Source organism: Brucella grignonensis (genome assembly GCF_002252505.1).
Lineage (GTDB): Bacteria > Pseudomonadota > Alphaproteobacteria > Rhizobiales > Rhizobiaceae > Brucella > Brucella grignonensis.
In genome coordinates, this window is record NZ_NNRL01000162.1 from 58,033 (window position 1) to 76,339 (window position 18,307).

Consider the following 18,307-nt stretch of genomic DNA (forward strand, 5'->3'; position numbering starts at 1 on the left):
ATGAAAGCCCTGACGATAGCCGCCACCGGCATGAACGCCCAGCAGCTCAATCTGGAAGTGATTGCGAACAACATCGCCAATATCAATACGACAGGCTTCAAGCGTGCCCGCGCTGAGTTCTCCGATCTTCTCTATCAATCGGAACGGACAGCTGGTGTGCCAAATCAGGCCAATCAGGCAATCGTTCCTGAAGGCGCGCTGGTCGGGCTTGGTGTTCAGACTGCAGCAGTACGCAATCTTCATATTCAGGGAAGCTTCAACCAGACTGGCAATCCGTATGACGTGGCGCTGACGGGTCGCGGCTGGTTCCAGATCCAGAGCCCAACGGGCGAAACGCTTTATACGCGCGCTGGCGCATTCAACAAGAATGCTGACGGTCAGCTGGTAACGCTAGACGGTAATCCGATCGAACCCGCCATCACCGTTCCTCCTGACGCCATTGAGGTGACGATCACCGAAACCGGACAGGTCTTTGCCAAATTGCAGGATCAGGTCAATCAGGTCAATCTTGGTCAGCTGACACTCGCCAACTTCACCAACGAAGCTGGTCTGGAGCCACTTGGCGGCAATCTCTACCGTGAAACGGAAGCCTCGGGTGGTCCGCTGGTCGGTGTCCCCGGTGATCCGGGCTATGGCGCAATCAAGCAGGGCTATCTCGAAGCATCCAATGTCGATCCGGTGAAAGAAATTACCGATCTGATCACGGCACAGCGTGCTTATGAGATGAATTCCAAGGTCATTCAGGCGGCTGATGAAATGGCTGCGACTGTATCGAAAAACCTGCGCTAAAGCATTAGAAATGCTTTCTTTTTTGTTTTACGCACATCCCGGTCCGAAAACCGGTGCCCACTTTTCGGGATGTGCTCCAACGGTGATGGCGATGCGTGATACGAAGGCAATTTCCCGAAAAACAAGGCTGGCAATCACTGCCGGCTTTATGTTGTTCGCAGTCACTGGGACCGCAGCAACGGGCGCAAGCGCTGCCGACCGCATTGCCTTTGTCGTGCCTTCGGCGACCGTTTATCCCGGGCAGATCGTGAGCGATACGGCACTACTCGAAAAGCAGTTTTTCATCAGTGCACCTGCCGCAAGCCAATATGTCCTTTCGCAGGATCAGGCTGCAGGCAAAGTCGCGCGCAAGACGCTGCTTCCGGGTAAGCCTATTCTCGTATCCGCACTTGGCGAGCCATCGCTGGTCAAGCGTGGCGTTCCTGCGCCGCTGGTGTTCACGTCCGGCACGTTGGTTATAACCGCAATGGGTACACCGCTTGAATCGGGAGCGGCAGGCGACTTCATCAAAATTCGCAATATCGACAGCGGTATCATCGTGTCTGGCACAGTGCTTGCCGATGGTCGCATTCAGGTGGGGATGCAGTGAGAAGAACGCGCGTAGCCCTGATCACCCTTTTGACCTTAGCACTTCAGCCCATTGCCGGTTTTGCCGACGAGTCGTCCAAGAACGCGCGTGAGTTTGGCTCCGCTGTCGAGGCGGACGCTGACTGGCTTGGCTCTGGTGGTGATCCGTCGAAAATGGCTTATGCCGAGCTCGGCAGGGGCAGTGCGGTCGCACGTCTTAAAGATATCGCGACCATTCAGGGCGTGCGTGAAAACCAGCTCGTCGGCTACGGCCTTGTTATTGGTCTTAAGGGCAGCGGCGACAGTCTGCGCAATTCACCTTTTACCGAGCAGTCGATGCGCGCCATGCTGGATAATCTCGGCATCAGCGCACCGCGCAATTCGACTCGTTCCAAGAATACTGCAGCCGTTATCGTGACTGCCAATCTGCCCGCATTTGCAGGAACTGGTTCACGTATCGATGTGACTGTCTCGTCGCTTGGCGATGCGACGTCGCTGCAAGGCGGTACGCTGGTCATGACGCCACTTATGGGCGCCGATAATCAGATTTATGCGGTGGCACAGGGTAACATGATTGTCTCCGGCTTTTCTGCCGAAGGTGAAGCCGCAAGCGTCACGCAAGGCGTTCCCACATCGGGCCGTATCCCCAATGGCGCGCTGGTCGAGCGCGAGGTTGCAGGTAGTTTCGGCAAAGACAGCGAAATGGTTGTCGAATTGCGCGATCCAGATTTCACGACGGCCGTACGTGCTGCCGATACGATCAATGTGTTCGCCAAGCGCCGCTACGGGCGTGGGGTGGCGATTGCGCGCGATGCCAAGACCATTCGTCTGCAACGCCCGAAAAATGTTCCTGCCGCACGCTTCCTTGCCGAACTTGAAGGTCTGCCAATCACGACCGATGAAGTGGCGCGTGTTGTGGTGGATGAGCGCACCGGAACGGTCGTTATCGGTGAAAAGGTACGTATTTCCAAAGTGGCGATCAGTCATGGCAGCCTGACGGTGAGGGTCACGGAAACGCCAATGGTCGTTCAGCCTGATCCGTTCAGTTATGGCGAGACCGCAATTGAGCCGAACACCGATATCGCCGTTAATCAGGCCAATTCCAAGATTGGTATCCTGACGGGAGCTAATCTCGAGAACCTTGTGAAAGGGCTGAACCAGATTGGTGTCAAGCCGAACGGTATCATTGCCATTCTGCAAGCCATCAAGACATCCGGCGCACTTCACGCAGAACTGGTGGTGCAATGACCATGGCTAGACATATCCTCCGTTATGGTTCGGTTATTACACTGCTCATTGGGGCAAATTTGCCCGTTTTTGCACAGCAACCGCTTCCGCCTGCTCCAACGTCTGCACAGGCAGAAACGCCTGTAACCGCTGCTCAGCAGCTTGCGACTTCCACACCAGTCGGCAATCTCGATGAAATCCGTAAGTATTGCGGCAATATCGACGATCAGGCGGCGGATGCGCGTTTTGCACTCCAGACCAAGCAACTCAACGACCTCAAAGCCGATGTGGAAGCTCGTATGCGTGCGCTGGAAGATAAGCGCAAGGAATATGAGATGTGGTTGAAACGTCGCGACGAGTTTGTCAGCAAGGCGCAGGATTCACTGGTTGATATCATTTCCAAGATGAAACCAGATGCAGCGGCCGCTCAGATGTCGCTTATCGGTGATGAAGCGGCAGCCGCTCTGATCCTTAAACTCAACCCGCGGGTTTCGAGTATCATTCTCAATGAAATGCCGCCTGAGAAAGCTGCCAAGCTTGCGCGGGTCATTGTTGGTTCGCAGCGCACAGCTGCAACACCTCAATCCAACAGGGCTCAGAGCGCTCAGGCTGAAACTGGGAATACGGTGCGATGACGAGAAGCATGAACAAAGCGATCCTTGCAACTGCGATGCTGGCTCTTCTGGCCGGCTGTGCCACGAAGCCCGAAGAAATCGGTCGTGCACCAGATCTGTCGCCTGTGGCCGCCAATCTCGGCATGAACAACAATCCGCAATATAGCGGTTATCCCGTCCGTCCAAGCAAGGCATCCTATTCGCTTTGGGATCAGCGTTCGACGAACTTCTTCAAAGATCCGCGCGCTGCCGAACCGGGGGATGTTCTGACGGTCATCATCTCGATCAATGATCGGGCCAATCTCGACAACAAGACGGATCGCGAGCGTGTGTCGAAAGGTCTTTACGGTGGCGGCGCATCGTTTGACACCAGCAGCCTTTCGGGCGCAGCTGCCGGTGGAAATATGGACGCGTCGGTCAACACGCGATCCGACAGCTCGTCCAAGGGCAAGGGCAAGATCGAGCGCAGCGAAGACATCCGTCTTCAGGTTGCAGCCATTGTCACGGACACCCTGCCGAACGGCAACATGATTATTCGCGGGTCGCAGGAAGTGCGCGTTAACAACGAACTGCGTGTGCTTAACGTTGTCGGTGTCGTGCGTCCGCGCGACATTTCAGGCAACAACACCATTTCCTACGACAAGATCGCCGAAGCACGCATTTCCTATGGCGGGCGTGGTCGCTTGAGCGAAATTCAGCAGCCACCCTATGGCCAGCAGATTCTCGATCAGATTTCTCCGTTCTGAAGTTGAGCAGGTATGAGCGATACGGCAATCGATAAGGACGGCAAGGCAAAAGGCTCAATCGCGGGTCTATTGGGTGCTGTTGCAGTTCTGACCGCAATCGCTGGCGGTGGCGGATGGTATCTGGGGGGCGTTATTTCTGCCGATCAGCAAGCCGCTGTTAAATCAACGACAAAGGAAGATAAGCCAAAACAGGGTGATTTTGAATCGCGCTCAATTGGCACAATAATCCCTTTGCAGCCGATTGTGACCAATCTTGGCATCCCGCAGACCACATGGGTCAGGCTTGAGGCGTCGCTTGTCGCAAAGCCGGGCCATGAAATTCCGGCTGCCGTTGCTGCAAGTGTTGGCGATGATTTCATGAGCTTCCTGCGCAGCGTCAATCTCATGCAGTTGCAGGGTGCTGCAGGGCTGGCATATTTGCGTGCCGATCTTGAGGAGAGGGCGCGCATGCGTTCGGAGGGCGCGGTCGACCGTGTTTTCATTTCGACGCTGGTAGTAGAATGAAAAAGATTTTCGCCCTTGCAAGCCTGCTGACGCTGGCATTTATTTCTGCCGCTCATTCGCAGGCTTTGTCGCTGGATAACCTGTTGCCTGCGGGAAGCGGGGCTGCGAGCGGGCAGATCGTTCAGCTGTTCGGGCTTCTGACGGTACTGTCGGTGGCGCCTGGCTTGTTGATCATGGTCACAAGTTTTACGCGCTTCGCAATTGCGTTCTCGCTCTTGCGTTCGGGACTTGGGCTACAGACTGCTCCCGCTAGCATGGTTATGATTTCGCTGGCATTGTTCATGACATTCTATGTCATGGCGCCGGTTTTTGATCGCGCCTGGAACAATGGTGTGCAGCCCTTGATGCGCAACGAGATTACGCAAGAGGTGGCTTTCCGCGAAATCTCCAACCCGTTTCGTGAATTTATGATGCGCGAAGTGCGCGACAAGGATTTGCGTCTGTTTGAAGATCTCGCGGACCCGGCATTTCGTACGGGTGAAGATGGTATCGTCGATTTCCGCGTGCTGGTGCCAGCCTTCATGATCTCGGAATTGCGTCGTGGCTTCGAAATCGGCTTTCTGATCGTTCTGCCGTTTCTGGTGATTGACCTTGTGGTTGCGACGCTGACCATGTCGATGGGCATGATGATGCTGCCGCCAACGGTAATATCCTTGCCGTTCAAGATATTGTTCTTTGTGCTGATCGATGGTTGGAACATCCTCGTGGGAAGCCTCATACGATCATTCTCGTAAATGATGCCTGGGGCAAAAAAGTGTTTCAGGCTTTCACGGTTGTGTTTCAAGAATTTGTTAAGCATCCCGACGAGATGCTATTCCCGCAAACAGTGGTTCATTAAAAACGTTCGCATTATATTAATATATTCTTAACAATTGGGTTATAGTGCTAACATTCATAGTGGGTCTCCACGCGTTTCGTGGAGACAGGCATGATGCCGCTCCCCTATGCCGGTAACATTCAATCCGGCCTGTCCCTCAGTTTATTTTCCCAAGGGGCAATATAATGGCTAGCATTCTTACCAACTCTTCGGCTCTCACCGCTCTTCAGACTCTTTCCACGACCAACAAGTCGCTGGAAACCACGCAAAACCGTATTTCGACCGGCATGCGTATTGGTGAAGCTGCTGACAACGCATCGTATTGGTCGATTGCGACCTCGATGAAGTCCGACAACAAGGCCAATTCGGCTGTCCAGGACGCTCTCGGCCTCGGTGCCGGCAAGGTTGACACTGCATACACTGCAATCAACGACATCAAAGACCAGGTTGACAAGATGAAGGCGCTTCTGGTTAGCGCTCAGGGTGCCAGCCAGGAAGACCAGAAGAAGGTCGCAACTGAACTTAAGGCAATCCAGTCGCAGATCAAGTCGTCGGCAAGCAACGCGAACTACGCTGGTTCGAACCTGCTTGTAAACGATGCTGCTGCTACTTCGGACCTTAAAGTTGTTGCATCTTACAACCGTACCGGCACCACTGTAACAATCGACACTGTTGATGTTGCTGCCGCTGACGTACAGGTCTTCGCAGATGCAGCCGGTACTGGCGGTATCGCTGGCGATCTCGTTGCTACAGCATTCTTCGATCCTGCGACTGCAAGGCTTGACGACGCTGCTATCAAAACCGCTCTGGAAACCGTCGAAACTGCTCTCGACAAGCTCACCACAGGTGCAGCTTCGCTCGGCGCTGCAAAGGCACGTATCGACACCCAGAAGAGCTTCATTTCCAAGCTCAGCGATTCGGTTGAAAAGGGCGTTGGTACGCTCGTTGATGCCGACATGAACAAGGAATCGGCTCGTCTGTCGGCTCTGCAGGTTCAGCAGCAGCTGGGCGTTCAGGCTCTTTCGATCGCTAACTCGTCGAGCCAGTCGATCCTGTCGCTGTTCCGCGGCTAATAACTTAGCTGATACAGCTTATATTGAAGGGCGCGGGATTCATTCCGCGCCCTTCTTCTTTCTAAATTAGCCTCATCATCCAAGCCGACACTTTCGCGCAAGCTTCGCGATCTATTTTGGTCGCATCAGGATGGCGGTGGTATTGATGCAGCAGAATTTCCAGCAATTACTCGAACAGCTTAAGGCAACGCTCGGCAAGCTTGGCGCGCGAAAACTTATAGCGCTCGGACTTGTGGGAGCAGCATTGATGGGCGCCATCCTCTACACAAGCGTTTATCTGAGCCGCCCCTCCTATGAGACGCTCTATGTCGGCCTTTCACGCGATGACGTAAACCGCATGGGTCTCGCACTTGGCGAAGCCGGCATTGCTTTCGACGTTAAATCCGACGGTTCGTCGATTCTTGTTCCTATCGGCAAGGCCGAGCAGGCACGCATGTACCTGGCAGAAAAAGGATTGCCGACCTCGAATAATGCCGGTTACGAGCTGTTCGACAATATGGGATCGCTCGGCCTGACATCATTCATGCAGGAAATCACTCACGTTCGCGCGCTTGAAGGCGAAATCGCCCGCACCATTCAGGCAATTCGCGGCGTGAAGGCAGCACGCGTTCACATCGTTCTGGCAGAAAAAGGCTCGTTCCGTCGCGGCGATCAAAAGCCGTCGGCTTCCGTCGTCATTCGCGCCGAGGGTGGCTTTGCTGCTGAATCTGCTCAATCGATCCGTCAGCTGGTTGCGGCCGCAGTGCCTTCGCTCGATGCATCATCGGTGACCGTTCTTGATACAAATGGACGTCTTTTGGCGTCCGCTGGTGAAGCCGCCAATGGCGCTGCGCTTATGACCGCATCGCTTGAGCAGCAAGTGGCTACGAATGTGGATGAAAGTATCCGCAAGGCGCTCGCTCCATATCTTGGTATTGGTCATTTTCAGAGCAGTGTTCAGGCTTCGCTCGATACAGACCGTCGCCAGACCAATGAGACAAGCTTTGATCCTGAATCGCGCGTTGAACGGTCCGTTCGGGTTGTTCGTGAAAGCGGCGATTCCCGCAATGCTCGCAATGATAACGCGACGGGTGTCGAGCAGAATATTCCGCGGGAAGAAATCCAGAACCGCAATGGCGAAAGCTCTACGGAAAAGACTGACCGTCGTGAAGAGCTGACCAACTACGAAATGAACACCAAGACAGTGTCCACAGTCAGCGATGGCTATGCCATCAAGCGCCTGTCTATTGCTGTGGTTATTGATCAGGCACGTTTGCTTGAAACAGCCGGTACGACCCCGCCGCCCGCCGATTTCGTTGACCAGCAGATCCTGAAGATCCGGGATCTCGTTGCAACCGCCGCAGGTCTTAACGCTGATCGCGGCGATGTAATCAACGTGACTGCCGTCAATTTCCTCAACCCTGCGGGCGCAGATTTGGACCCGGTTTCCACACCTTGGTCTGAGCAGCTGATGCGCCAGAGTGGTTCTTACGTCAATGCGCTGGCGATTCTCGGTGCTGTTGCTCTCCTGATCTGGTTCGGCGTGCGTCCGCTCCTGCGCGACCAGAATGCCAAACCGGCGGGAACTGAAGTTGCTCTGCGTGAGGCTGGTGAAGCTGGCACGCCAAACTTTGTTGGCGATAAACAGCAGGCTATTGCAGGTGAAGGTGCCAAGGCGGTGATCGGTGGACCGGAGGCCTATGCTGACCAGATGAAGACAAGCCTGAGCGACTTGCGCCAGCGTATGCGTATGCCTGCCAAGCTGCGTCTCGAACAGATGATCGAGATGGACGAGGAGCGTGTGGCTGCGGTTCTCAAACAATGGATTCATGAAACCGCCATCAAGCAGGAATCCGCATCGGCACAGCGGTCTGTCATGCCGGAGCTTGAGGCAGCCTGATTATGAGCACGCTCGCCCTCAGCCGCTATCTTCCTGATTTTTCAACGCATCCGATTGCTGACGATGCGGTTGAGATTATTGCGGCGCGCGCGCATCCCATGCCGCTTGCAGAGCACGCCAAGCGGGCAGATGTGTCAGAGGCGTCGGCGGCAGAAAAAGCAGCATTTGCAGAACAGGCGGAAGTTGCGCACGCCATTGCTGTTGAGGAAGAGAAACGAGGCGCATTCGAGGCCGGTCGCGAAGACGGTCACAGGGAGGCTGAGGCTTTATATGAGGCCGAGAAAGCAAGGCTTTCACGTGAACATGAAGCCGAAATCGAGGCATTGCGCGCCAGCTTCTCCCGCGAGCAGGCAATTTTACTGGCAGGTGCGCTGACAGAGGCTTTGAGTGGGCTGGAACAGAATCTTTCTGCACAGATTGCCGATGTTCTGGTCCCGCTTCTCACAACCAGACTGGAGCGTGATGCCGTTTCAGCTTTCGCGCAACGTATCAGCACGCTTGCTCTTGAAGGAGAGGCACCGGAAATCGCAGGACCGCTGCATCTTCTTGAGCCATTGCGGGAACATGCCGATCTCCTTCCAGCTGGATGCCGGTTCACAGAGACCGCATCCGGTGAACTCTCGTTTTCCTTTGGTGAGCGCGTGCTTGAAACGCGTGTTGCGCCGGTTCTGGAAGAATTAAGGGCTGCTGCCAGATGAGTATCGATCCGGAAACCAAACGCGAAATCATTATCGTTCGTCGCGGCAAGCACGATGATCATGACGGCCATCATGGTGGCGTCTGGAAGATCGCTTATGCCGACTTCATGACAGCAATGATGGCATTCTTTCTCGTTATGTGGCTTATCAATGCTGCAAATGACGAAACCAAAGCTGCTGTTGCTAGTTACTTCAATCCTGTCAAATTGATGGACCGTCATTCAAACCCCAAGGGCGTAGAGGATATTGACGAGCGAGGCGGCAAAGTTCGCTACGAGAGCGACAAACAGATAGAAAACAGCACCAAGGTCATCAACGATAGCGCAATCACTCCGCCGATTGAGCAGGAAGAAAGCCGCATGTTCCGTGAGCCTTATGCGGTCTTGTCCGAACTTGCGCATGAGACGGGCGTCTTGCAAAACCAGTCCGCGAAAGGCGATGGCGGCAATTCTCAGGCTGGCACGCAAACTGGCGCCGATGGTGGTGACGCATATCGCGATCCATTCAGCCCGGATTATTGGTCGAGCAAGGCTGCAGAAGCACTGACGCAGCCGGAAGCCGCACCTGCAACACCGCCGGAGCAGACTGCTGACGCGAAGACCGAGACCAAGCAGGAAGACGTTGAAAAGCCAGCTGAAAGTCAGGAGCAGCTTATTGCAGATCTGAAGAAGGCTGCAGGCGGAGGGAATCAGTCAGATGGAGGAGAGGCCGCGAAAGCTGAGCCTATGCCGGATGTAACGGTTGTTCCTGTCGATGGCGGCGTCATGATCCAGCTGACCGACAAGGTCGATTTCGGTATGTTCACGATTGGCTCCGCCAAGCCGGATGCGCGTGTTGTGCAGATGCTTGAACGCATCGCGCAAGTCATCTCGCGGCAGCCGGGCGAAGTCATCATCAGCGGTCACACCGATGCGCGCCCTTTCAAGAACGCGACCTATGATAACTGGCGTCTGTCTTCGGCACGGGCGCAAATGGCCTATTACATGCTTGTGCGTGGCGGCCTGGATGAAAAGCGTGTGTTGCGTGTTGAAGGTTATTCAGACCGTCAGCCCAAAAATGCCACCGATCCGAACGCCGCTGAAAACCGTCGCATCGACATCTTCCTCAAGTCCAACCCATGAAGAAACTGGTAACGCGCTCTTTGCTGGCACTTGTTGCGAGCCTGCCGCTAGCAAGCGGGGGAGCGGTTTCCCATGCTCAGACACCAGTGGCTGAAGAGCCACGCAGCCTGCCAGTTTTAGAGCCTTACAAGCTCGTTCGCTCGCTGCGTATGTTGCAGGATCGATTGGTCTCGGGAAAGCCTGAAGCCGTTGTCATGCTCAATAGGCTACTGGCTTTTGTGAGCGCCGACATGGAGCGCGCCCCTAAGGAGCTCTGGGAAAAGCCTGAGAATATCTACGCGGCGATTATCTACCTCTTCAATGGCGGTAATCCGGAAGCTGTACGCAAGGTGCTGACTGGTCTGGATGGCGAGACAGTGCCACAAGAGCTGGTCAAAGGCGCATTGGCTTATGCTTCGGGTCAGGACATTGAGGTGGTGAAGCTGTTTTCAGTTCCGCTGTCGCAGCAGCTGCCTGCAGAGCTGCGATCATCCATTGTGCTGGTCACTGCCAGCCAGATGACGACTTTTGACCCGGCGACAGCACTTCTGCGTCTCGATCAGGTGCGCCTCGACAGTCCGGGAACGCTTTTTGAAGAAGCGGCTATCCGCCGTTCGATGCCGATTGCTGCCAAGCTCGGCGATGCGGGCAAGATCCGTATGTTGTCGCGCAATTATCTTCAGCGCTTCCCGCGCTCGCCTTATATGCGCGATTTCATGAAGCAGTTCGTGGATGCAGCGCTGAAGCTCAACGACCGCATCGGCAATGCCGATCTGGCCAAGCTGATCGGTACGGCCGATCCCGTCATGCAGTATTCGTTGTATTTGCAGATTGCGCGCGGTGCCTTGGTGAACGGTCAGACGGAACGGGCCCGTTTCATGTCGGGAGAGGCGCGTAAACTTGCCGATCATCTGAAGACGGATCCAAGTCGCGCCAATCTCTATGCGGCGGCAAGCGATGTTGCATCAGATTCCGCCGGAAATGCTTTGCGGGAATTGTCGCAAATTTCACCGGATAGACTGCAGGAACGTGACAGACAGCTTTTGCAGGCGGCAGAGACCGTCGGCGCCGTTGTAACGCGTACGTCAACCAGTACGGCGGATAAGGCAAAGCCGGTCAAAACTGAGACAGACATACCCACAATGCCAATTGCAGATCCTAAGGAAGCGCCAGCACCAGCTGCGGCTCAGGAAGCTGCGCCAACGGTTGGCTGGAAGCCGTCCCAGGCCGTAAAGCCCGAAGACGATTTGCAGAAGACCATGGATGACGCGCGGCGAAAACTTGCAGAAATTGACGCTTTGCTAGGAAAGACCATTCAATGAGCGTAGATGCTTTGCTCAATACGGCTGGAAGACTGGTTTCCCTTGTCAAGGGCACAGGTGGGCAACAGGGCGCTGTGGCGAAAGTGAACGGTGAAAACCAAGAGCAATCCGAACCTGCAAACTTGTTTGGTGCGCTTCTCGAAAAGCCTCAGAACAAGTTGTCGCCGGATGGTGAACCGAAGGACGAAGATACGCAGTCGGATGATAGCGATCAGACGGAACGCGAAGCGCCAGCGCAATCTCCGGTCTATGGTGCATCGCAGAATTTGCTTGTTTTGGCCGCAGGGCTGACCGCCTCGACAGGAGATGGCCAAGCCGCAGCAGCTAATCACACGGTCAAGCCTGATACAAATGTGTCGGCACTGGCAGATGTGACGGAGGCTGATCCGGAGATGACCGGCGCTAACCTATCGGATATGCCAATGCCTGAAGCGCTGTCAAAGAAGGATCAGCCAAAGAAGGATCAGAAGGACAGCGTTGAGGCAAGCAAGAAGAACCCGGCTTCTGTTGATCCCAAGAATGCTGCAAAGGCTGACAATGTCGTCAGTCACAATCAGCCTGCTGCAACAGCAGCTAAGCAGGCTGATGGCCCAGAAGAGGCTTCGTCCACATTACCCAAGCCAGAGCATTCGGCTCAGTCGAGCAATGCTGCAGAACCAGATCGTTCCAGTGTGCAACCGCAACAGCAGGCCGGGAAGTCGCCATCTGTCGTTGATGTTAAGTCTCCCGTGCCAACGGCTTCAACGGCAGCAACGCGCATAGCAGACATCCAGCTGGTATCGGAACGCAGCTTCGGAGCGGTGAAGACGTTGCAGATCAGGCTTGATCCCGTGGAGCTCGGCGCCGTGACTGCACGTATTCGTCTGGTCGCTGATAATAATGTTGAAGTTCATCTTGTCGCTGAGAAAGCCCATGGGGCGGAGGCGCTGGCAGCAGATCGTTCAATGATTGAAAAGGCACTCAAAGCTGCAGGGATCGCAGATGATGCGAAAATCTCTGTCACGGTTACCGAACGAGGAGCTGTAAACGCAGTTCAACACAGCTCCGCAAGCCAGAGTGCGGGACAACAACAGGCAAGTTCTCAACAGCAAGGCCAGCAAACCTTGGACATGCAAAATGGCTCGGATGGTCGCGGCAATGCGCAAGCGCATTTTATGGGCGGAGAGGGCAGACGTAATGGCGAAACTGGTCAGGCAGAGCGCAACCAAATGGGCGCCCGTGTTTCCGCAGAAGCCAGCGAGCAGGAAGTTTCTGTCGGTTTTGGCGGTCGTAATCGCGGCCTGGTCGTCTAGTTTAGAAACAGCTAAAGCAGAGAATATTTGCGAACGGGAAATGCACCGAGCGTCCGCCCGTTATGATGTGCCACTCGGTATTCTCTATGCCGTTGGTTTAACCGAAACCGGGCGCAAAAACTCGCTTCAGCCCTATGCAATGAACATTGAGGGAAGAGCAGAATTTTTCCCGTCTCAGGCTGCGGCATTAAGGCGTTTCAACCAAGTACACGCCGAAGGTGCAAAACTGATCGATCTGGGCTGTATGCAGATCAATCACTATTATCATTCGCGCGAATTTCCATCGGTTGGCGCGATGCTGCAACCAAGCTTCAATGTTGATTATGCTGCACGCTTCCTGAAGCGTCTGCGTGCGCGCGAAGGCAACTGGACAATGGCAGTGGCACGCTATCATGCGGGTCCGAATAATGATCCTGCACAGAAACAATATGTGTGTCGCGTGATGAAAAATATGATCGCTACAGGCTTTGGAAATTGGACGGCGCAGGCAAAAAGCTTTTGCGCTGGCTGATTGTGAATCCAGAAAAGATTTTGGTTGTAGCGAGATTCCCTATACACGCGGTTTTCAGGCCTCAATCTTAGATTGCTTATATTTGGATAAGATATCTTAGAAGGCAAAATTTTAAGTGCTTGTAAAGAATCGTAAAACTTCGTGAGCATATTAATTGATCGTTAGGATTTTCAGATGAAGAGTGGGTCGGAGATGCAATCATCGCGATTCCTATTAAATTAGATATCACTAAATTATACCCCAATATATTGCGGGCAACTTTTTGTCATTGCCGCCGACTCCTCCGGCCCGTTACTTCTGTCTTGCTTGGGTTAACATATTGATTCGGAAGGCGGGCCGATGATCGTAGTCGTAGATGAGCGGAATATTGTGACTGAGGGGTACTCCTCTTGGTTCAGTCGAGAAGGCATCACGACAACCGGCTTTACACCAGATGATTTCAATGAGTGGGTCGAGAGCGTTCCCCATCAGGATATTATGGCAGTTGAAGCCTTCCTGATCGGTGAATGTGAAGCGCAGAATGGACTTCCAGCCCGAATTCGTGAACGTTGCAAGGCGCCGGTCATTGCCGTGAATGACAGGCCGTCGCTGGAGCACACTCTGGAGCTTTTTCAATCCGGAGTTGATGATGTGGTCCGCAAGCCGGTTCACGTCCGGGAAATCCTTGCTCGCATCAATGCAATTCGTCGCCGTACAGGCGCGTCTGACTCATCTGGCAATGACGGGACTGAGCTTGGGCCGATCCGCGTTTTCTCCGATGGTCGAGATCCGCAGATAAATGGTGTGGATTTTCCGCTGCCGCGTCGCGAGCGCCGCATCCTTGAATATCTGATCGCAAACCGCGGTCGCCGCCTCAACAAGGCGCAGATTTTCAGTGCGATTTACGGCATTTTCGATAGTGAAGTTGAAGAGAATGTGGTCGAAAGCCATATCAGCAAGCTCCGCAAAAAATTACGTGAAAAGCTTGGTTTCGATCCTGTTGATTCAAAACGCTTTCTTGGATACTCAATCAATATCGAATAAGATTCGTATCCTGTCTATTGAGCTTTCAAATGCTCAAATCCAGTAATTCACGGTTTTAAAGGTAGTCTCTTCCGGGTGCCCCCTGAAACTGATTGAGTCCTCAGTAAAAGCGTAAAAATCCTAAAGGCTACAGTTTCACGCAAGCGTGGCCCGATAGCTTATCTGCGGATTCTCAAATTCTCAGGAGTTGCCAATGAGCCTCTACGGTATGATGCGGACCGGCGTTTCGGGTATGAACGCGCAGGCAAATCGCTTGTCGGCAGTCGCGGATAACATCGCGAATGCAAGTACGGTCGGCTATAAGCGCGCCGATGCGCAGTTCTCGTCGCTCGTTCTGCCAAGCACCGCAGGCCAATATAACTCCGGTAGCGTCGCGACCAATATCCGCTACGGGATTTCGGATCAGGGCGGTATCCGCTCGACGTCGTCCGCTACTGATCTTGCCATCGACGGCAATGGTTATTTCGTTGTCAGCAATGCTGATGGCACGCCTTATCTCACCCGTGCGGGTTCTTTTGTGCCAGACCAGTTCGGCAATCTCGTCAATACGGCTGGTTACTATCTGATGGGGTATCCAGCCGATACCAACGGCAATGTGAATAATGTTGCAAACGGCTTCGACGGTCTGCAGCGCGTGAATATTTCGCAGTCCGATCTGGTTGCTACGCCAAGTACGTCGGGTGACTTCACGGTTAATCTGCCATCGACAGACACGGTCCCTGCGACGGCCGGCGACTACAATCACAAGACATCGTTGATCGCTTACGACAATCTTGGCGGCAAAATCACGCTTGATGTCTATTTCACCAAGACCGGTGACAATACTTGGGATGTTTCGGTCAAGAACGCTGCCGATGGTGTTGAAGTTGGTACAACCACGCTGAATTTCGACGGCACGAACGGTTCCTTGCTTTCTGGCGGTAATGTTGCGGTCGATCTTGCAGGCTATAATGGCCAGACGCTCAATTTGAACCTGGGTTCATCCAAGCAGCTTGCTAAAGAATACACGATTTCGGAAGCTGTCATTAACGGTCAAGCGCCTTCGTCGATCAAGGGTGTTGATATCGGCAAAGACGGTTCGGTTGTCGCGCTCTACGAGAATGGTTCGCAGAAGCTGCTTTACCGCATTCCGCTGGGCACCGTCGCGAGCCCTGATCGCATGTCGGTCATCAGCGGCAACGTATTCTCGCCAAGTGCAGACTCCGGCAATATCCAGCTCGGTTTTCCAGAAAGCGGCGGCATGGGTAAGGTTTCGGCTGGTGCGCTTGAAGAGTCCAATGCCGATATCGCACAGGAGCTTACGGATATGATCGAAGCTCAGCGCAGCTACACCGCCAATTCGAAGGTTTTCCAGACTGGTTCCGAACTGATGGATGTTCTGGTCAACCTGAAGAGATAAATTGAAGCCGTTCCGGGGAGGTTGATCAATCTCTCCGGAACGGCAATTTTAAAACTGGACTGTTTTTGCAACAAAAATAGTTCGACGTAGGATGGGGATAAGATGTCGCTTAGTTCTGCTCTTCTGACGGCCAAAAGTTCGCTTGCGGCAACGTCCAAGCAGACGTCAGTCGTCTCTCGCAATATTGCGGGAGTCAATGACCCCGATTATTCACGCCGCACTGCGTCGCTGGCTTCCGGGCCGTATGGCTCGCTTTATGTGAATATCAGCCGGTCTGCTGATGAGGCGTTGTTCAACCGCTTTATTCAGTCGAACAGCACGGCATCCTCTTCTTCTATTCTTGCAGGCGGGCTTGACCGCCTTTCGTCGCTTTATTCTGCGGATAATTTTTCAGGTTCGCCTTCAGCCTTGATCGGCGATTTGCGCGATGCGCTCCAGACCTTTGCTGCCTCGCCCTCCAATTCGGCGCTTGGCGATAGCGTTGTTTCAACCGCACAGTCGCTGGCCGATGCACTCAACGAAGGCACGAAGCAGATCCAATCTCTGCGCACCGATGCGGATAATGAAATCGCGGATTCAGTCGCCAATATCAACGACGTGTTGGCAAAGTTCGAGAAGGTGAACCAGCAGATCGTCAGCGGCACCCGCGCCGGCAACGATGTATCTGATTTTCTTGATCAACGCGATTCACTGCTGAAGCAGCTTTCAGGCGAACTGGGCATCACGACCATGGTGCGCGGCGACAATGACATGGTCATTTTCGCAGAAAATGGCGTAACGCTGTTTGAGACCACCGCTCGCAAGATCAGCTTCGAATCCTCCGGCGGTCTGGCTGCGGGTGCGGCAGGCAACGCCGTTCTGGTTGACGGTGTGCCATTGACGCACGATACATTCGATCAGCCTTATGGTACGGGCCGTCTGAGCGGGCTTCTGCAGTTGCGCGATCAGATTGCACCGCAATATCAGATGCAGCTTGATGAGATTGCACGCGGCCTGGTGTCGATGTTCGCGGAAACCGATCAGACGGGCGCGGGCCCAAGTCAGACTGGTTTGTTCAGCTGGACTGGATCGCCAGCTGTCCCGGGTACAGGCGTTACTTCCGGCCTTGCAGGCACGATCAAGGTGTCATCCGCATTTGTTGCATCAGAAGGTGGCAGCTCGCTTCTCTTGCGTGACGGCGGGGCGAACGGTGCCAATTACAAATACAATACGACGGGTGCGGCTGGCTTTAGTGATCGTTTGCGCGCGTTGAATGAAGCTTTCGCGGAGCCAGCGATTTTTGCGTCGTCTGCAGGGCTCAGCTCCAGCGCGAGCCTTATTGATTACAGCACGTCGTCGATCAGTTGGCTGGAAGGCAAGCGGAAAACGGCTAATACCAATTTCTCCTATAACCAGACAGTCGCAGTGCAGGCCGATCAGGCGCTTTCCAATGCCAATGGTGTCGATATAAACACTGAAATGGCGCTGCTTCTTGATCTTGAACATTCCTATCAGGCCTCGAGCCGGGTGTTGACGACGGTCAACTCCATGCTCGACGATCTTCTCAACGCAGTGTGAGGCTTATGAAAGCGCAATCGATTTCCACTTATGGTGCAGCTTCAGCTCTCAAGGTCCTCGTGGCAAAGACCAAGGCTGAGCTTGGGAAAGCCCAGCAGGAAGCGACCACTGGCATGGTGTTCGATGTCGGCCTGTCGCTCGGTTCCAAGTCTGGCCAGACTATATCCTTGCGCAAGGAATACGATCGTCTGTCTGTTCTGACCGATATGAACAAACTGCTGCAGCAGCGGATGACGACGACGCAGAGTACAACCACGACCATTATCGAAAACACGCAGGATTTTCTCGGCGATCTAACAGGAGCGAACAGTAGCGTCGAAAGTGCGGAAATAGCGGCGAAAACTGCAAAGTCCTTGCTCGATTCTACCACTGGCCTGCTCAATACGAGCTATAACGGTGAGTATATTTTCTCTGGCGTGAACACCGATGTGAAGCCGATTACCGACTATACCGAAGGCAGCGCTGCCCAGACTGCGGTGCGCCAGGCATTTGAAGATCATTTCGGTTTCAGCATAAGCGATCCGCAAGTTGCCAACATTACTGGCGACGAAATGAAAGCCTTTCTGGAAGGCGATTTTGCTGAACAGTTCAATGATGCCAACTGGGATGCCAATTGGTCGAACGCGTCCGACACGGTTATCAAGAGCCGTATTTCACCAAGTGAAACGGCCTCAACATCGATTTCGGCCAATTCGGACGGCTTCCGCAAGACAATCATGTCGGCGGTGATGGTTTCAGAATTTGCGACCATCGGTTTGAACAATTCTGCGTTTCAGGCGCTCTCCACTCAGGCTATGCAGACAACGACGCAGGGGGTCACAGCGATGACCTCAGAACAAACGACGCTTGGTCTTGCGCAGCAGCGTACGAATGCAGCCACAACACGCATCGCATCCCAGCAGAAGATTCTCAATCAATCGGTTCTTAATCTTGAGGAAGTCGACCCCTACGAGGCTGCAACACGCGTAAATGCATTGATGACACAGATCGAGACATCCTATGCATTGACAGTTCAGCTGCAGAATATGAGCCTGCTGAACTATTTGAAATAGTTGAACTATTAGAGCGCCGTGCGCCCTTATAGGCGCACAAATAACGCTCTAAACTATTGAATCGACGCATCGTGCTTTCCAAAAATCGATTTTGATTTTTGGGCGATGTTATGGGGCGCCTATCCGCCCCGAAGTTG

At 53.9% G+C, this 18,307-nt stretch carries 17 protein-coding genes and 1 pseudogene; all 18 read left to right on the forward strand.

What is annotated here, in order from left to right; genetic code table 11:
* The 18 genes and pseudogenes from flgG to CEV33_RS13810 all read left to right on the forward strand — a co-directional run bounded on the left by flgG (window position 1) and on the right by CEV33_RS13810 (window position 18,170).
* Window positions 1–789, forward strand: coding sequence for a flagellar basal-body rod protein FlgG (flgG, locus tag CEV33_RS13725; RefSeq protein ID WP_094541010.1), 789 nt, complete (start codon window positions 1–3; stop codon window positions 787–789).
* Window positions 790–880: 91 nt separating this feature from the next.
* Window positions 881–1,378, forward strand: coding sequence for a flagellar basal body P-ring formation chaperone FlgA (gene flgA / locus CEV33_RS13730; RefSeq protein ID WP_167388164.1), 498 nt, complete (start codon window positions 881–883; stop codon window positions 1,376–1,378).
* A complete protein-coding gene (locus CEV33_RS13735) occupies window positions 1,273–2,604 on the forward strand; it encodes a flagellar basal body P-ring protein FlgI (RefSeq protein ID WP_374818404.1) in 1,332 nt (443 codons plus the stop codon). The genes flgA and CEV33_RS13735 overlap by 106 nt, the downstream gene beginning before the upstream one ends.
* Window positions 2,601–3,218 carry a MotE family protein gene (locus CEV33_RS13740; RefSeq protein ID WP_094541012.1) on the forward strand — a complete coding sequence of 206 codons (618 nt, stop codon included), beginning with the start codon at window positions 2,601–2,603 and terminating at the stop codon, window positions 3,216–3,218. Before CEV33_RS13735 ends, CEV33_RS13740 begins: the two co-directional genes overlap by 4 nt.
* Window positions 3,215–3,943, forward strand: a complete 729-nt coding sequence (gene flgH, locus CEV33_RS13745; protein ID WP_094541013.1) for a flagellar basal body L-ring protein FlgH — start codon at window positions 3,215–3,217, stop codon at window positions 3,941–3,943. The genes CEV33_RS13740 and flgH overlap by 4 nt, the downstream gene beginning before the upstream one ends.
* 12 nt (window positions 3,944–3,955) lie before the next feature.
* Window positions 3,956–4,447 carry a flagellar basal body-associated FliL family protein gene (locus tag CEV33_RS13750; protein WP_094541014.1) on the forward strand — a complete coding sequence of 164 codons (492 nt, stop codon included), beginning with the start codon at window positions 3,956–3,958 and terminating at the stop codon, window positions 4,445–4,447.
* A complete protein-coding gene (fliP, locus tag CEV33_RS13755) occupies window positions 4,444–5,181 on the forward strand; it encodes a flagellar type III secretion system pore protein FliP (RefSeq protein WP_094541015.1) in 738 nt (245 codons plus the stop codon). The genes CEV33_RS13750 and fliP overlap by 4 nt, the downstream gene beginning before the upstream one ends.
* A gap of 268 nt (window positions 5,182–5,449) precedes the next feature.
* A complete protein-coding gene (locus tag CEV33_RS13760; RefSeq protein ID WP_094541016.1) occupies window positions 5,450–6,337 on the forward strand; it encodes a flagellin N-terminal helical domain-containing protein in 888 nt (295 codons plus the stop codon).
* A 130-nt stretch (window positions 6,338–6,467) separates the two neighbouring features.
* Complete coding sequence (fliF, locus tag CEV33_RS13765; protein ID WP_094541017.1) at window positions 6,468–8,216, forward strand: flagellar basal-body MS-ring/collar protein FliF; 1,749 nt, start codon at window positions 6,468–6,470, stop codon at window positions 8,214–8,216.
* A gap of 2 nt (window positions 8,217–8,218) precedes the next feature.
* On the forward strand, window positions 8,219–8,914 hold the full coding sequence (locus CEV33_RS13770) for a hypothetical protein (protein ID WP_094541018.1): 696 nt from the start codon (window positions 8,219–8,221) through the stop codon (window positions 8,912–8,914).
* The gene (locus CEV33_RS13775) at window positions 8,911–10,035 is read left to right on the forward strand and encodes a flagellar motor protein MotB (RefSeq protein ID WP_094541019.1); all 1,125 of its coding nucleotides are present in this window, start codon (window positions 8,911–8,913) and stop codon (window positions 10,033–10,035) included. Before CEV33_RS13770 ends, CEV33_RS13775 begins: the two co-directional genes overlap by 4 nt.
* Window positions 10,032–11,103 (forward strand): annotated as a pseudogene (locus CEV33_RS13780) (chemotaxis protein); the annotation flags it as partial. The gene CEV33_RS13775 and the pseudogene CEV33_RS13780, both read left to right, overlap by 4 nt.
* Before the next feature lie 229 nt (window positions 11,104–11,332).
* Window positions 11,333–12,628, forward strand: a complete 1,296-nt coding sequence (locus CEV33_RS13785; protein WP_235818426.1) for a flagellar hook-length control protein FliK — start codon at window positions 11,333–11,335, stop codon at window positions 12,626–12,628.
* Window positions 12,513–13,139, forward strand: a complete 627-nt coding sequence (locus CEV33_RS13790) for a transglycosylase SLT domain-containing protein (protein WP_328588567.1) — start codon at window positions 12,513–12,515, stop codon at window positions 13,137–13,139. The genes CEV33_RS13785 and CEV33_RS13790 overlap by 116 nt, the downstream gene beginning before the upstream one ends.
* 339 nt (window positions 13,140–13,478) lie before the next feature.
* Complete coding sequence (ftcR, locus tag CEV33_RS13795; RefSeq protein ID WP_094541021.1) at window positions 13,479–14,162, forward strand: flagellar transcriptional regulator FtcR; 684 nt, start codon at window positions 13,479–13,481, stop codon at window positions 14,160–14,162.
* A 193-nt stretch (window positions 14,163–14,355) separates the two neighbouring features.
* Window positions 14,356–15,561: a flagellar hook protein FlgE gene (locus CEV33_RS13800; protein WP_094541022.1), complete on the forward strand. Its 1,206-nt coding sequence runs from the start codon at window positions 14,356–14,358 to the stop codon at window positions 15,559–15,561.
* Between the two features lie 102 nt (window positions 15,562–15,663).
* Window positions 15,664–17,118 (forward strand): flagellar hook-associated protein FlgK, encoded by a 1,455-nt coding sequence (gene flgK / locus CEV33_RS13805; protein ID WP_094541023.1) that lies wholly within the window; start codon window positions 15,664–15,666, stop codon window positions 17,116–17,118.
* Window positions 17,119–17,123: 5 nt separating this feature from the next.
* The gene (locus tag CEV33_RS13810; RefSeq protein ID WP_094541024.1) at window positions 17,124–18,170 is read left to right on the forward strand and encodes a flagellar hook-associated family protein; all 1,047 of its coding nucleotides are present in this window, start codon (window positions 17,124–17,126) and stop codon (window positions 18,168–18,170) included.
* Window positions 18,171–18,307: the final 137 nt, after the last annotated feature.